The following is a 17,563-nucleotide window of genomic DNA, read 5'->3' on the forward strand; positions in this document are numbered from 1 at the left end:
ATGCTCCTATCAATACAGTAATATGTAGAGAAATTAGATTTATAAAAAATATTTTTATTCACTTTTAGCTGCTTTAAAAGCCTCTGCCATGACATTTGAAAAATTCTTTTCATCACCTTCATTTTTTGCCTGAAGAGATAAATTTATTCTACGACTTTTGCGATCATAACCGATACACTTCGCCTTAATCATATCACCCACACTAACAGCTAAATTTGTATCTTCAATATTTTCTTTAGAAAATTCTGATATACGTAAATGACCTTCAATATTATCATCTAATTTAACTGTAGCAACTCTAGCTTCAATGGCCGTAATCACACCAGTAACAAGGCTACCTTTATTAAGAGAAATATAATTATTGAAAGGATCTTCACTTAATTGTTTTATTCCCAAAGAAATACGTTCGCGCTCTGAATCTACTTGCAGTATGATAACATCAACTTCATCACCTTTTTTATATTTACGAACAGCTTCATCTCCAGATATAGCCCAAGAAATATCAGATAAATGAACTAAACCATCAATGCCTCCTTCTAATCCAAGAAAAATACCAAAATCAGTAATAGACTTAATTTTTCCTTTTACTTTATCACCTTTATGATATTTTTTAGCAAAAGACTGCCATGGATTAGCTTTGCATTGCTTAAGACCTAATGAGATCCTACGGCGATCTTCGTCAATATCTAGAACGATAATTTCAACTTTATCTCCTATATTAACTACTTTAGAAGGATGTATATTTTTATTAGTCCAATCCATTTCAGAAATATGCACTAATCCTTCAACTCCTTCTTCAATTTCCACAAAACATCCATAATCAGTAATATTAGTAACGCGTCCTATTAATTTAGTTTTTTCAGGATATCTTTTAGCAAGAGCGACCCAAGGATCTTCACCCATTTGTTTTAAACCTAAAGAAACACGAATGCGCTCACGATCAAATTTTAAAATTTTAACTTTAATTTCATTACCTACACTAACAATTTCACTTGGATGTTTAACACGTTTCCATGCCATATCAGTAATATGTAGTAATCCGTCAATCCCACCTAAATCAATAAAAGCACCATAATCAGTTAAATTCTTAACTACTCCCTTAACTTCCATGCCTTCCTGTATTGTTTCTAATAGTTGACTTCTTTCTACACTATTTTCAGATTCAATCACTGCTTTTCTAGATACAACCACATTATTGCGCTTTTGATCTAATTTAATTACTTTAAATTCTAATTCTTTACCTTCTAGATGTACAGTATCACGTATTGGACGTACATCTACTAAAGATCCAGGTAAAAATGCTCTAATGCCATCGAGTTCAACGGTGAATCCTCCTTTAACCTTTCCATTAATGATACCCATAACAGTTGCCGCATTTTCATGAGATTTTTCTAATATCAGCCAGGATGCGTGACGTTTTGCTTTTTCGCGCGATAGTAATGTTTCTCCAAAACCATCCTCTACTGCATCTAAGACAACATCAATTTCATCGCCTACGTTTATATCAAGTTCTTGTTGTGCATTTTTAAATTGCTCAATTGGAATAGATGATTCAGATTTTAATCCAGTATCAACTACTACAAAATCTTTATCAATAGCAACAATGACACCACGAATAATAGAACCTGGAATAGTTTGAATTTCTTGTGAAAACTCTTTAAAAAGTTGAGTAAAAGATTCAGTCATAATTAATAATTTTCATTGTTCTCCACTTAACATCATGTTAAATGGGTTTGTTTTAAATACTCTGCACTTATCCTTAGCACAAAGCCCTACTAATACTACCTACTTATTTAATTTGATCACCTAGCTTTTGACGAGTATATTTTAATACTTTATAGATCACTTGATTAATGGATATGTTAGTAGAATCTATTAATAAAGCATCCTTTGCGGGTAATAATGGTGAAATACTACGATTACGATCACGATTATCACGCTCTTTGAGTTCCTCTAAAAGACTACTAAAATTAACATTAAATCCATTATTATGCAACTGTAGCATACGTCTGTAAGTACGTTCTTCAATATTAGCATATAAAAATATTTTTACTGGAGCATCCGGAAATACTATAGTGCCCATATCACGTCCATCCGCCACAAGGCCTGGAAAATGAAGAAAACTACGTTGTTTCTGTAATAAAGCATTGCGTATGCTAGGCAATGATGATAAGCGAGATGTTTTATTGCTAATATCTGGTGAATAAATTTTCTTGGTAATATCTTTTCCGTCAAGGAGAATATTGATTCCATTATGTTTATATATAAAAGATACTTTAATAGTATTAGCTATTTGAAGTAATAATCTTTCAGATTTAACTGATAATTCTTCCGATTCTATTGTTAAATTATTTTGTACTGCTAGCAATGTTAAAATGCGATAAATAGCTCCTGAATCTAATATGTTCCAGTTCAAAATCTTAGATAATTCTCTGCAAACAGTACCTTTTCCTGAAGCGCTGGGACCATCAATAGCTATCATTGGAATTCTTAATGTCATTATATAGTTACCATTAATATAATTACCTAAATAAAATATATGATATAATATCATCACTCAATATTTTTTAGGTAATCTACTTATTTAGACATTATGACTAATCTTTTCTAATTGTTTAAAATAATTAGGAAAAGTTTTTGTTACACAATTAGGTTGCATAATGGTTACTGGTACATTGGAAAGAGCTATTAAAGAAAAACACATCGCCATACGATGATCATTATAGGTTTTTATATGAGCATGTTTAAATTTATTGGGTGGATTAATACCGATATAATCATGTCCTTCTTCGACTTGAGCTCCTACTTTACGTAATTCAGTTGCCATGGCAGTTAAACGATCTGTTTCTTTTACGCGCCAATTGTATATGTTACGTATAGTTGTAATCCCTTTTGCAAACAATGCTAAAATAGCAACGGTCATTGCAGCATCAGGAATATGATTTAGGTCCATGTCAATTGCACTTAGTACCCCGTGGGTACAAGAAAGATGATTTTTCTCCCATCTAATGATAGCACCCATTTTTTCCAATACAGCTGCAAAACCAATATCTCCTTGAATGCTATTTTTTCCAATTCCACTAACACGTACAGTTCCACCTTTAATAGCGGCAGCTGCGAGAAAATAAGATGCTGAGGAAGCATCTCCTTCTACTAAATAATCACCGGGAGATAAATATTTTTGTTGTCCCTTAATATAAAAATATTTATAATTAGCTTGATGAACAACTTCAATACCGAAGCAACGCATCAAGTGTAAAGTAATATCAATATAAGGTTTAGAAACTAAATTACCTTCAATTTTAATATGTGTATCTTGTTTTGCTAGAGGAGCAATAATCAATAAAGCAGTCAGAAATTGACTAGAAATACTAGCATCTATGCTAATAATACCACCTGCAAAACCGCCAGATAGTTTCACTGGAGGATAATTTTTTTTATTGATATAGCTAATCTTTGCTCCTCCTTGACGTAAAGCTTCTATTAAATGACCTATAGGCCGTTCTTTCATACGTGCATCACCCGTTAAAACTACATCTTGATGGCCAAGAGATAGAGCAGCAGTTAAAGGCCGTATGGCGGTTCCTGCATTTCCTAAAAAAATTTCTTTTATTGTATGATTGTGCAATATTCCTTTATTACCAATTATTTCACATGTAGTACGGTTAGATGAAAGTGTGCAAGAAACGCCTAATTTTTTTAAAGCATTTAACATGTGATTAACATCATCGCTATCAAGCAAATTTATTACTCTAGTTTTTCCTGTAGCTAATGCTGCTAATAAAAGTGCCCGGTTGGAAATACTCTTAGATCCTGGTAAATTTACGTTACCATCAACAAAAGAAATTGGGTTTACTGTCAAGTAATTTTGCATGAAAATATTTTCTCCACATAGAGATAATTTTTTGATGATAATAAACACAAGGCATAAACAAATATTTGTTTTGACTATAACATAGTTAGAGTTTCAACTATAATTACGTTCAAAATACATCATAAAATCTGTAAGAGCTTGAACTCCTTCTATTGGCATTGCATTGTAAATAGATGCCCGTATGCCTCCTATGGCACGATGTCCTTTTAGGGCATATAGGCCTTCATTTATAGATTTTTGCAAGAATAGATCAGTAAGTTTTGTATTATTTAACTGAAAAGTAATATTCATTAGCGAACGATTTTTTAATGCTATATTATTGCTATAAATTTTACTATTATCAATAGTGTTATAAAGTAAATTAGCTTTAGTTTGATTAAGCTTATTAATGGTATGTAAACCTCCTTTTTTGATTAACCATTTAAATACTAAACCAGCAAGATACCACGCATAAGTAGGAGGGGTATTAAACATACTACTATGATCAGCTAGTACTTTATAATTCAATATTGATGGTAAACTTAAGTGCGCTCTACCTAGTAAATCATCTCGTACAATAACTACTGTTAAACCGGCCGGTCCTATATTTTTTTGAGCACCAGCATAAATAATTCCATATTGGCCTATATCTAGAGGTTGTGAAAGAATAGAAGATGAACAATCTGCAATTAATATGTTGTTTTGTACATTTAACTCTTCATTAATAGCAATGCCATCAATAGTTTCATTGGGACATAAATGTATATACGCAGCATTCTTACTCAATTTCCATTGAGATGATGGTAATATGTAATGCTTATTATTATTTTTTGTTTTTACATTTATTAGGTTGGGATAACAATACTTTTTAGCTTCTTGAATTGCATTATATGACCAATAACCACTTACTATATAATCGGCATGTATTTTTTTACTTAATAAATTACCCGGTACTGCAGCAAATTGTGCTCGTGCTCCACCTTGACAAAATAATATTTTATAATTAGACGGAATATTTAATAAATTACGAAGATTTTGTTCAGCTTCTTCTGCTAGTTCAATAAACTCTTTACTACGATGACTAATTTCCATGACAGAAGTACCTAATCCACCCCAATTTATTAGTTCTTTTTGTGCTTGAGACATTACCTCCATTGGTAACATTGCAGGACCAGAGCTAAAATTATAAGTTTGCTTCATTTTTCATCACATTTTTATCTAAGTTGTTATTTAATGTTTAACTAAGCATTAATGATCAAAGTTAATAGACTATTTCTAATATAGAATAAACGAAATAATTTACATTTATACTTTAACTGCATCATAATACTAGCCTAGCTAAATCAGTATATATCATCAACATCTACAAAGTTATTTTGCTAGAATAAAATTCTAGCACTTAAGTTATTTAATAAATACGTTTATTACTTATACTACTAATATTAGGGTTTATTGAAAAATATATATGCTAGATGTTGTTATGATATTAAAGATAAACTGGGAACTGCATACACATCTTTATAACTTTTTTCTTAATAATTTCAATAGTATTATTATTCTCAATATCATCTAAGATATCAGCTATCCATTCCGCTATATTAATGGACTCTTTTTCCTTTAAACCTCGACGTGTAATAGCTGCTGTTCCTATTCTAATGCCTGAAGTAATAAAAGGACCTTTGTTATCATTGGGTACACTATTTTTGTTAACAGTTATATTAGCACGTCCTAAGCGATAACTAGCTAATTTACCGGTTAATTTCTTGTTTTGTAAATTTACTAAAAAAAGATGATTAGCAGTTTTTCCCGATATTATCTGATATCCACGCTCCATTAAGTAACTAACCATAACTTGAGCATTTTTAACTACTTGTTCCTGATATATTTTGAATGTTGGTTCCATTGCCTCTTTAAATGCCACTGCTTTGCCAGCAATTATGTGCATAAGTGGCCCGCCTTGATTGCCTGGAAACACAGCAGAATTTAATTTTTCATAAAATGAAATATCACCACCTTTAGCTAATATTAATCCGCCACGTGGACCAGCAAGTGTTTTATGAGTAGTAGAAGAAACTACATGTGCATAAGGTACAGGATTGGGGTAAATACCTGCTGCAACTAATCCAGCTACATGAGCCATATCAACAAATAAATAAGAATTTATGCTATCTGCGATATAACGCATTTTAGCCCAGTCACAAATTCCAGAATAAGCAGAAAACCCCCCAACAATAATTTTAGGTTTATATTTTTTTGCTAATTTTTCTATATTATAATAATCTATTTCTCCGCTATCATCTACTCCATAAGATACAACCTTATATAATTTACCAGAAAAATTCACTGATGATCCATGAGTCAAATGTCCGCCATGCGCTAAATCCATACCCATAATAGTATTCCCTGGTTTTAATAAACTACTATAAACCGCATAATTTGCCTGGGAACCTGAATGTGGTTGTACATTAGCATAATCAGCTCCAAATATTTTTTTTGCACGTTCAATTGCCAATTTTTCAATAGCATCTACATGTTCACAGCCTCCATAGTAACGTTTTCCAGGATAACCTTCAGCATATTTATTAGTAAGTTGTGAACCCTGTGCTTCCATAACACGCTTACTTGTATAATTTTCTGATGCAATGAGTTCAATATGTTCTTCTTGACGTGTATTTTCCTGTTGCATATGTTTCCATAATTCTACGTCATAATCAGCAATATTCATTGGGGATTTCAGCACATATATCTCCTTATATTAATTTTATATTGGAAAATATCAAATTTTGATAAATAATGAAATATATGATATATCATCCTCAGGCAAAGGATTTATTAATTACTATGATCATTACTGATCAAAATTAGCTAACGATATTCATTTGTAATATTTGTTAATAGAAAATAATTTATAATACAGAGAATGCGGAATGATTACATACATAAGATTATTTATTGGTTATAATTAACCTTAAATATAACCAATATTAAAATTGGATTTATGAATAATATTTATGACATTTAGTAAATTATATGGAATCTTTTTGTTGTTTTCGACGGGAAAAAAAAAACTTCTCAAGATAGAAGCACATTCTGGAGCTAAAATATTTTTTTTTATTTCTATACGAGGATTTATTTTATGTTGTTTCATTATATCTAGTACAGTTTTTGTATTTACACTTTTTGTATCAGATGCACCATATACTAAACGTTGGATACGACTGTGAATTATAGCTCCAGTACACATCATACAAGGCTCCAAGGTAACATATAGAGTAGTATCAAGCAAACGATAATTTTGAATTATTTTTCCTCCTTGTCTAATAGCTACTATTTCTGCATGTGCAGTAGGATCTCGCAGTGTAATGGATTGATTCCAACCTTTACCTATTATACATTGATTTTTATTTTGTACTAAAACGGCACCTACAGGTATTTCACCTTTTTTACCAGCTATTCTGGCTAACCTAATTGCATATTGCATAAAGTCTTCATCATAAAGATAGGTCATCTTAGAATAGCTCCAATAGCCAAATAGATAATTAATACTTTACTCTACTTAATAAATATAATATTTATTATTTCATAAGTAAATGAATCTATATAAATAGATTTATTTTAAAAGTATAAAAGACTTAAAATATAACCAAGAACACTTCTTATCCTATTAATAATCCATATTAAGATACTTTAATTAAATAATGTATTTATGGGTTAATGATTTACACTATTTTAAATTAAGTAAATCAGTAATAGTACCTTCAAATATTTCAGCAGCTAAACCAATAGATTCATGAAGTGTGGGATGTGCGTGAATAGTCAGTGCAATATCTTCTGCATCACAACCCATTTCAATGGCAAGAGCAATTTCTCCTAAAAGTTCACCGCCATGAGTACCTACAACTGCTCCACCAATTATACGATGGCTGTCTGTATCAAAAATTAATTTAGTTATACCATCTGCACAATCAGATGCAATAGCTCGTCCAGAAGCTGACCAAGGAAAAATAGCTTTTTTGAAATTTATACCCTTACTTATGGCTTCTTTTTCTGTTAATCCAACCCAGGCAACTTCTGGATTAGTATAAGCAATAGAAGGAATTACTATGGGATCAAAAATATGTTTTTTACCAGCAATGACTTCTGCCGCAATATGTCCCTCATGAATACCTTTATGTGCTAACATTGGTTGTCCTACAACATCACCAATAGCAAAAATATTATAAATATTAGTACGCATTTTTTTATCAACATTTATAAAACCGGAATTGTTTACTTTGACTCCTATTTTCTCAATATCCAAATTCATGGTATTTGGTGAACGCCCAACACAAACTAGTACTACATCATAAAGTTGTACTTCTCTAGCATTATTTTTATTTTTTAATACAACTGAAATACCATTACTTATAGGTTTAATCTCATCTATTTTTGTCTCTAGCCTAATATTGAATTTTTTACTGACGCTTTTGTGAAATACCTTTATTATATCTTTATCTGCAACTGGAATAATCTGATCAAAAATTTCAACTATATCAATCTGTGAACCTAAAGATTGATATATAGTAGCTATCTCCAAACCAATAATTCCTCCTCCGATTACTAACATACGTTTTGGTATATTTTTTAAATCTAGAGCATCTGTGGAATTCCATATAGATGGGTGTCCATATGGAATAAATGATAGTGGAGATGAATGTGAACCCGTAGCGATAATAGCATTTTCAAAATGAACAATATTTTCATTATTACCATCATGCACTAATAAACTATTAGAGTTTTTGAATTTACCAAAACCATTAATAAATTCTACATTGCGTTGTTTAGCCATACTCTCTAAACCAACAGTAAGTCTATTAATTACACTGTCTTTCCATAAGCGAATTTTATTAATATCAATTGATGGTTTGCCAAATATCACTCCATGGCTTTCTAAGGTTTTTACTTGATGTATTCCATCTGCTATATGCAATAGTACTTTAGAAGGTATACATCCTACATTTAAACAAACACCACCCATTTTATTATAACGATCTACAATAACCGTATGTAAATTTAAGTCAGCACAACGAAAAGCTGCCGAGTATCCAGCAGGCCCAGCTCCTAATACTAACACCTGAGTATTAATTTCCTTTTTCATTATGACCTCTTAATTATCTAACACAAACTAATGTAATATATACTATATCATTAGTGAAAAATTCATAAATTTGTATGTAATATGATCTAATAAGTATTATAATCACATTATCAAACGACGAATATCTGTTAAAATATTCCCTACCATAGCAATAAAGCGTGCAGCATCAGCTCCTTCAATTACACGATGATCAAAAGAAAGAGAAATAGGTAACATTAATCGTGGAATAAATTTTTTACCATTCCAAACAGGTTCCACATGCGATTTAGAAATTCCTAAAATTGCTACTTCAGGAGTATTGATTATGGGAGTAAAAGCAGTAGTTCCTAATTTACCTAAACTAGAGATAGTGAAACACCCACCTTGCATATCATTAATCATTAATTTACCGGATCTAGCTTTTTTAGACATCTCGATTAGTTCTTCTGATAATTTTATAATTCCTTTCTCATAAACGTTCTTAAATACTGGCACTACTAAACCTTTTGTAGTATCTACTGCTACACCAATATTAATGTATTTTTTTAAAATTAACTTTTGACAATCATAAGAAAGAGAGCTGTTGAAATGTGGAATTCTTTTTAAAGCATATGCTACAGCTTTCATAATAAAAACTAGTGGGGTAATTTTTATATCTACATTATTCTTTAATTCTAGAATTAGTTTTTGGCGAAAACCTTCGAGATCAGTAATATCATATTTATCAAAGTGAGTGACATGGGGGATAGTAGACCAACTTTTACTTAAATTAGCACCTGAAATTTTCTTTATTCTACTTAATTCTATTTCTTCTACTTCACCAAATTTACTGAAATCTATATTCAACTGAGTCACTGAAGGTAAGGAACTGCTGGATGCTGTTTTTACTGAATTTGTATCAATAAGCGAAAGTTTATTTATATAAGATTTTAGATCTTCCTTTAAAATGCGACCCTTACGTCCAGTTCCTATAATGTTTGATAAATCTATACCAAACTCTCGTGCTAACCGACGTATTACTGGAGTTGCGTGTACGTAAGAATACTCTGGAAAATAACAATTATTGTTTTTAATCGGTAAATCAGAATTAGAATCCAAAGTTTTTTCCAATGGTTTCGATATCTTATTATTTTCGGTTTCTACAACTTCAAAAACCATAATTATTAATCCGGTTTTAACTTTATCTCCTACCGCAACATTAATCATTATTACCTTTCCAGAAAAAGGAGCTGGAATTTCTATAGAGGCTTTATCTCCTTCAATAATAATTAAAGTTTGTTCAACAGATACATTATCACCTATTTTAACTTTAATTTCGGTTATTTCCATTTCATTATTGCCGATATCCGGTAATACAATATCTTTATGATGGACAGCAGTATTTTTTTCTTTAATATCCTTAATATGATCTTTTATCAGATATTCTGATTTATCTGGCTTGTCAAAAATCATGATATTTGAACCAGTATTAAGTTTATCACCAATAGAAACATTAATTTCTTTTATAATTCCAGCAAAAGGAGCCGGTATTTCCATCGAAGCTTTGTCCCCTTCTACTGTAATTAATGGATGATCCGTTTCAACGAACTCTCCAACATTAACTAAAATATCTGTAACTTCAACTGTATCTGAACCTATATCTGGTAATTTAATTTCTATACTCATTAATACGTTACCTCTCATACCAGACGTGGGTTGGCTTTATCTGTATTCATATTAAATCTTAGTATTGCTTCTGATAAAATATTTTTATCAATTATATGGCTTTTAGCCAATGCATTCAAGGAAGTTATAACTATATAAGGAGCATCTATTTCAAAATAATGACGTAAGTTTTTTCTACTATCAGAAAGACCATAACCATCAGTGCCCAATACGTAATAATCAGCTATTATAAATTTCCTTACCTGATCAGCAAAAAGTCTCATGTAATCAGTTGAGGCGATAACTGGCACATTACCATTTACTACTTGCGTAATATAAGGTATACGAGGAGTTTCATTAGGATGGAGTAAATTCCAACGTTGACAATCTTGTCCTTCACGTGCAAGTTCTGTAAAAGAAGTTACACTAAAAACATCTGAACTAATAGAATACTCATCTTGAAGAATGAGTGCCGCTTTTCTTACCTCGCGCAATATGGCTCCTGAACCTAAAAGCTGAACTTTACCATTATGACCTACTAAAGTTTCAAGTTTATAAATACCTTTACAAATCCCTTTTTCAACTCCTTGGGGCATAGCAGGCATATCATAGTTTTCATTTAATGTAGTTATATAATAATAAATATTTTCCTGTGCTTCTCCATACATGCGTAATAAACCATGATGTATGATTATTGCTAATTCATAAGTATAAGTAGGATCATAAGAGATACAGTTAGGAACAGTTAATGCTTGAATATGACTATGACCATCTTCATGTTGCAATCCTTCACCATTTAAGGTAGTACGACCAGAAGTCCCTCCTATGAGAAAACCCCGTGCCTGCTGATCTCCAGCAGCCCAAAGAAGATCACCTATACGTTGAAATCCAAAAATAGAATAATATATATAGAAAGGAATCATGGGTAAATTATTAGTGCTATAAGAAGTTGCAGCCGCTAACCAAGAAGCGCCAGCACCTAATTCGCTAATCCCCTCTTGTAATATTTGACCTTTCTTATCTTCTCTATAATATGCTATTTGTTCTCGATCCTGTGGAGTATATTTTTGACCATTAGGATTATAAATACCTATCTGACGAAATAATCCTTCCATTCCAAAAGTTCTAGCTTCATCTGCTAAAATAGGCACTATTCGATCTTTGATATCGTTATTTTTCAATAATAAATTTAAAATTCTCACAAAAGTTATTGTAGTGGAAATTTTTTTATTTTGTTTATTTAGCAAAGACATAAATATTTGTAAACTTGGTATTTTAAGCTCATCGGTAAAAATTTTTGCACGTTTTGGCAAGTATCCCCCTAATATCGTCCGTCTATTATGTAAATACTTATTTTCAGGAGAATCTTGTTTAAATGTTACATACGGTAGCTTATCTAAGTCTTCATCTTTTATTGGAATATTAAAACGATCTCTAATATAACGAATATCTTCTATATTAATTTTTTTTATTTGATGAGAAATATTTTTACATTCTGCAATTTTACCCATACCATATCCTTTAATAGTATGTGCTAATATCACTGTTGGTTTACCTTTAATTTGATGAGCTTTTCTGATAGCCGCATAAATTTTTTTTGAATCGTGCCCTCCTAGGTTTAAAGAGAAAATTTCTTCATCAGACATATCTTTTACTAAGTTGGCTGTTTCAGGGTACTTACCGAAAAAATACTTACGTATATAAGCACCATCTCTAGATTTAAAATTTTGATAGTCACCATCGACTGTTTCATTCATCAATTTAATAAGCTGACCACTTTTATCTCTATCTAGTAGTTTATCCCAGCTACTGCCCCAAATTAATTTAATTACTTCCCAACCTGCACCTTTAAATATTCCTTCTAACTCATTAATTATTTTACCATTACCAGTAACAGGCCCGTCAAGACGTTGTAAATTACAATTTATAATAAAGACTAAGTTATCCAACTTTTCACGAGTAGCAATGGTAATTGCACCTTTAGATTCTGGTTCATCCATCTCACCATCACCAAGAAAAGAATAAACTTTTTGATGAGCAGTATTTTTTAAATTACGGTGTTGTAAATACTTCAAAAATTTAGCTTGATATATAGCAGATATGGGACCAAGCCCCATGGAAACAGTAGGAAATTGCCAAAAATTAGGCATTAATTTGGGATGAGGATATGAGGATAAACCTTTACCATGTATTTCTTGACGAAAATTATTCATTTGCTCTTCTGTTATACGCCCTTCTAGAAAAGCACGAGCATAAATACCTGGTGAGATATGTCCTTGAAAATATACCAGATCACCTCCATTTTTTTCATTACTTGCCCTAAAAAAATGATTAAAACATACTTCATAAAGTGTTGCTGAAGATTGAAAAGAAGATATGTGACCACCTAATTCTAAATCTTTCTTTGATGCTTTTAAAACAATCATAATAGCATTCCAACGGATAGCAGAGCGAATGTTGCGTTCTAAAATGATATTACCTGGATAATCAGGCTCTTGTTCAAAAGGAATAGAGTTCATATAATTGCTAATTAGGGGATTTTCAAGAGATATCTGAACACCTCTTTTTTGAGCAACATGAATCACCTGATTGATAAGATAATGTGCTCTATCAATACCTTCTTCACGGATAACCGATTCGATAGCCTGTATCCAGTCACGAGTTTCGATCTGATCCACGTCATGATATAAATTTTCTGACATGGGCGCATTCCTTATTTTATATAAAATACTTAAATATTAATAGATTATGGTAATAACATTATAATTTAACATGTTAATTAATATCCAAAAATTTTTGGAGTATAAGATATTTATTATACTCTAATTTATTTATAGAGCAATTCATTATGTGATGTATATCTACCTTACTAAAGGTTTATAGATAATGTTACAATGAAAATCAATAAAAATATTTTTACCGTGTAATCTTTTTAATAATATTTTATAATAAAGTAAATATTGATTTGATTGAGGAGGAGGAGAGACAAGAGATTTTTTATCTTGTTAAAAGATTATATGTCTTATATAGTTGCTTTGACTGGAGGAATTGCTAGTGGTAAAACCACTATTTCCAAAATTTTTTGTAATTTTGGTGTTAATATTATTGATACAGATATTATAGCTAGAGAATTAGTAGAACCAGGAACACTAGCCTTGAGTAGGATAATTAGACGATATGGAAATAAAATTTTAAATAATAATGGATTACTTCGTAGATCTCATTTGAAAAAAATTATTTTTAATAACGCTAACGAAAAAAAATGGTTAAATCAACTAATGCATCCTCTTATTCAGAAACGTGTAGAATTTTTAAAACAACAGACTACTTCACCATGGGTTTTATGGGTCGTGCCACTTTTAGTAGAAAATAACTTACAAAATCAAGCAGATCGTATTTTATTAGTAGATGTTAGTAAACAAATACAGTTGAATCGCCTCTTAAAACGTGATGGTATGACTAAAAAACAAGCCACAAATATAATTGCTCAACAAGCTTCTCGTCAACAAAGATTAAAAATTGCTGATGATATTATCTGTAACGATAATACAAAAAAGGATTTGCTTCCTATTATAACTAAACTTAATGAAAAATATTTATCATTAGCTAATATAAAGAAATAACATTTATTATTACTTGTAAGCTTTAATTTTTTATTTCTTCATATCTCTATCATTTGCGGTCCATTTTGCTAAATCAATTAGCTGGCAACGTTGGCTACAGAAAGGCCTCCACTTATTAAGATTCCACTGAGTCAATTTTCTACAATATGGACAAAATACATTGATTATTTGCTTTTTCATTATATCCCTTATAAACAATACACTCATTTACGGTGCACTCTTCTACTATTTATTGAGAGTTTGGGTCATTATTGAAACATTATATCGTTATCAGTTCGGTATCTTTAGGCATGAATAAATATTTACTTCCGTAATTTGGCTCTGAAAGATTTTTTGTTATTAATTTTAGTTTTACTTAAGATACTCACAACTTCATACTTCAATGCTTCAAGCATGGCAGAAAACATTTTAAATGATTCTAGCTGATATTCTTGTTTGGGATCTTTTTGAGCATATCCACGCAAATGAATCCCTTGACGCAAATCATCCATTGCAGATAGATGTTCTTTCCAAAGTGCATCAAGTACATGTAACATGGTATTTTTTTCCAAATCACGCATTACTTGAAAGCCCACGATATCTTCTTTTAACTTATAATCTTCCAACAATTTATTTAGAGCAATATTTAAAATATTTTCTTTAGAAAAATCAGGGTCTTTATCTAACCACTCGGATATTGGTAATGTAAGATCAAAATCTTTACTTAAACATTTTTCTAATTGGTATACGTCCCAAAAATCTTCTGATAACTGTAAATAAAAATAATGATCGATGATATTTTTTATAACATCTTCACGAATATCTTGAATAGTCTTACTGATATCATTAAAGCGTAGTAATTCATTACGTTGGTTATAGATTGCTTGACGTTGCTCATTTACTATGTCATCGTACTCTAATAATTGTTTACGAATATTAAAATTATGACTCTCTACTTTACATTGAGCATGAGCAATAGCTTTAGTAACCCATGGATGCTCTATGGCTTCACCCATATTCATACCTAATTTACGCATTATATTAGTAACACGGTCTGATGCGAAAATGCGCATTAAAGTATCTTCCATTGAAAGATAAAACTGAGATGAACCAATATCTCCTTGTCGACCTGCTCGACCACGTAATTGGTTATCAATCCGACGAGATTCATGACGTTCGGTTCCAATAATGTGCAATCCACCAGCTAATATTACTGCATTATGCCGTTTTTTCCAGTTGGTTTTAATTTCAGAAATTTTTTTAATATTTTCTGATGGTACTTTAGCCATTTCTGTACGCCAGCTACCACCCAATACTATATCCGTACCGCGTCCTGCCATATTAGTAGCAATAGTTACTGCACTTGGTTTACCTGCCTGAGCTATTATTTCGGCCTCTTGTGCATGAAATTTAGCATTCAACACGTTATGTTTAATTCCTACTGATTTCAATTTTTGTGAAATAATCTCTGATTTTTCAATTGAAATAGTACCTACAAGTATTGGTTGTCCTTTTGATGATCTTTTACGAATATCATTAATTATAGCATCAATTTTTTCTTTTTCAGACATATATACTAGATCAGATAGATCTTGACGTATCATTAAACGATTAGTAGGTACTACTATAGTATCTAAATTATAAAGAGATTTAAATTCAAATGCTTCTGTCTCTGCCGTGCCAGTCATTCCTGATAATTTTTCATATAGACGAAAATAGTTTTGAAAAGTAATAGAGGCTAATGTTTGATTTTCATTTTGAATTTTAACACCTTCTTTAGCTTCAATTGCTTGATGTAATCCATCAGACCATCTTCTACCTGGCATTATACGGCCAGTATGCTCATCAACAATAAGTATTGTTCCATCTTTTTTTATATAGTCAACATTACAGTTAAAAAGAACATGTGCGCGCAATGCTGCAGTAACATGATGCATTAACGTAATATTTTTTGACGTATATAAAGATTTACTATCTTCTAATATACCTTGTTCTACTAAAAGTTTTTCAATCAGAATTAAACCTCGTTCAGTAAGATATATTTGACGTACTTTTTCATCAACGACATAATGACCATCCCCTTGAAAAGTATCTGAATCTTCTTTGTCTTGACTAATTAGATGAGGTATAATTTTATCTATTTTTAAATATAGATCAGAAGTATTTTCTGCAGCTCCAGAAATAATTAATGGAGTACGAGCTTCGTCAATTAAAATAGAGTCTACTTCATCTAATAACGCATAGTGTAAACCACGTTGAACCCGTTCTTCGGTATGAAATGCCATATTATCACGTAAGTAATCGAAACCATATTCATTATTAGTCCCATAAGTAATATCAGCAGCATAAGCAGCCTGTTTATTTTTTATTGATAAATTAGGTAGATTAACGCCAACTGTTAAACCAAGAAATTTTAATAATGGTCGATTATTTTCTGCATCACGTTGTGCCAGATAGTCGTTCACTGTAACTATATGTACACCTTTTCCAGTTAATGCATTTAAATAAGCTGGTAAAGTGGCGGTTAAAGTTTTACCTTCACCAGTACGCATTTCTGCAATACAATTATTATTTAAAACAATACCACCCATTAGTTGTACATCAAAATGACGCATATTAAATACACGTTTACTAGCTTCCCTTACAGTAGCAAAAGCTTCTGGCAAAATATTTTCTAATTGCTCACCTTTTTGTATACGCAAACGAAAAAACTGTGTTTGTTTGTTTAATTCCTCATCTGAAAGATTGATGAATTTTTTTTCCATTGCATTGATAATTTCTACTACTTTAGAAATATATGGTAAGGTGCATTTTCTTATAGAAAACATTTTAGTTAATAATTTAATAAACATGACAAATGTATTCTCAATTTAGCCGTGGTAACATAACCTATGAAGTTTTCAAAAGAAAATTAAATGAATATGATTAGTAACATATATTTAATATACGTTTTAAATATTATTAAAATTACATCACCTAATAATCATTTATTATACATATGCATAATCAATAATCATATATTCACTCATAGAATTTCATTTAATAGCTAAATATTAGAAATACTGCTTATCGATATATTATTTTTCAAAAAAAACTAGAACTTATTCCTAATAACATATTATACTAAATCTATTAAATTAATCTCTAAAGAATAATTTAATAAAAAATTATAAACAGTGCATAATTTTACAGACAAATATTCTGATGATTCAATCAGCTTTTTTACGTAAGAAAGCTGGAATATCCAAATAATCCTGACTTTTACTCAAAGGATCATCAGATGTGTTTTTTATAGAATCTACTGAATCTTGCAATTGAAATAATTTTTTATCTGGTTGACCACTCTTT

11 protein-coding genes and 1 pseudogene are annotated in these 17,563 nt (G+C 30.8%); 1 reads left to right on the top strand and 11 read right to left on the bottom strand.

The window, feature by feature from the left end; all coding sequences use genetic code 11:
• Positions 1 to 54 precede the first annotated feature (54 nt).
• The 9 genes from rpsA to aceE all read right to left on the bottom strand — a co-directional run bounded on the left by rpsA (position 55) and on the right by aceE (position 13,315).
• Positions 55 to 1,686 carry a 30S ribosomal protein S1 gene (rpsA, locus tag ICMP_RS01885; RefSeq protein WP_041069357.1) on the bottom strand — a complete coding sequence of 544 codons (1,632 nt, stop codon included), beginning with the start codon at positions 1,684 to 1,686 and terminating at the stop codon, positions 55 to 57.
• Between the two features lie 103 nt (positions 1,687 to 1,789).
• Positions 1,790 to 2,500, bottom strand: a complete 711-nt coding sequence (gene cmk / locus ICMP_RS01890; protein ID WP_041070115.1) for a (d)CMP kinase — start codon at positions 2,498 to 2,500, stop codon at positions 1,790 to 1,792.
• Positions 2,501 to 2,584: 84 nt separating this feature from the next.
• Positions 2,585 to 3,874: a 3-phosphoshikimate 1-carboxyvinyltransferase gene (aroA, locus tag ICMP_RS01895; RefSeq protein ID WP_041069360.1), complete on the bottom strand. Its 1,290-nt coding sequence runs from the start codon at positions 3,872 to 3,874 to the stop codon at positions 2,585 to 2,587.
• Positions 3,875 to 3,967: 93 nt separating this feature from the next.
• Positions 3,968 to 5,053, bottom strand: a complete 1,086-nt coding sequence (gene serC / locus ICMP_RS01900) for a 3-phosphoserine/phosphohydroxythreonine transaminase (RefSeq protein WP_041069363.1) — start codon at positions 5,051 to 5,053, stop codon at positions 3,968 to 3,970.
• Between the two features lie 286 nt (positions 5,054 to 5,339).
• Entirely contained in the window at positions 5,340 to 6,593 is a 1,254-nt protein-coding gene (gene glyA / locus ICMP_RS01905; protein ID WP_041069366.1) for a serine hydroxymethyltransferase, read from the bottom strand.
• Positions 6,594 to 6,821: 228 nt separating this feature from the next.
• Positions 6,822 to 7,361: a tRNA adenosine(34) deaminase TadA gene (tadA, locus tag ICMP_RS01910; RefSeq protein ID WP_069888622.1), complete on the bottom strand. Its 540-nt coding sequence runs from the start codon at positions 7,359 to 7,361 to the stop codon at positions 6,822 to 6,824.
• Positions 7,362 to 7,577: 216 nt separating this feature from the next.
• Entirely contained in the window at positions 7,578 to 8,990 is a 1,413-nt protein-coding gene (lpdA, locus tag ICMP_RS01915) for a dihydrolipoyl dehydrogenase (protein WP_041069369.1), read from the bottom strand.
• Positions 8,991 to 9,092: 102 nt separating this feature from the next.
• Positions 9,093 to 10,652 (bottom strand): 2-oxo acid dehydrogenase subunit E2, encoded by a 1,560-nt coding sequence (locus ICMP_RS01920; protein ID WP_407078877.1) that lies wholly within the window; start codon positions 10,650 to 10,652, stop codon positions 9,093 to 9,095.
• Positions 10,649 to 13,315 carry a pyruvate dehydrogenase (acetyl-transferring), homodimeric type gene (gene aceE, locus ICMP_RS01925; protein WP_041069372.1) on the bottom strand — a complete coding sequence of 889 codons (2,667 nt, stop codon included), beginning with the start codon at positions 13,313 to 13,315 and terminating at the stop codon, positions 10,649 to 10,651. Before aceE ends, ICMP_RS01920 begins: the two co-directional genes overlap by 4 nt.
• Before the next feature lie 315 nt (positions 13,316 to 13,630).
• Here aceE and coaE point away from each other — a divergent pair, with 315 nt between their 5' ends.
• Positions 13,631 to 14,236, top strand: a complete 606-nt coding sequence (gene coaE, locus ICMP_RS01930; RefSeq protein WP_041069375.1) for a dephospho-CoA kinase — start codon at positions 13,631 to 13,633, stop codon at positions 14,234 to 14,236.
• 30 nt (positions 14,237 to 14,266) lie between these two features.
• On the opposite strand, the gene ICMP_RS03390 is transcribed toward coaE, so the two are convergent.
• Both ICMP_RS03390 and secA read right to left on the bottom strand, forming a co-directional pair.
• Positions 14,267 to 14,443 carry a DNA gyrase inhibitor YacG gene (locus tag ICMP_RS03390; RefSeq protein ID WP_320408648.1) on the bottom strand — a complete coding sequence of 59 codons (177 nt, stop codon included), beginning with the start codon at positions 14,441 to 14,443 and terminating at the stop codon, positions 14,267 to 14,269.
• Positions 14,444 to 14,577: 134 nt separating this feature from the next.
• Positions 14,578 to 17,067 (bottom strand): annotated as a pseudogene (secA, locus tag ICMP_RS01940) (preprotein translocase subunit SecA); the annotation flags it as partial.
• Positions 17,068 to 17,563 lie beyond the last annotated feature (496 nt).

It is taken from the genome of Candidatus Ishikawaella capsulata Mpkobe, assembly GCF_000828515.1.
Lineage (GTDB): Bacteria > Pseudomonadota > Gammaproteobacteria > Enterobacterales > Enterobacteriaceae > Ishikawella > Ishikawella capsulata.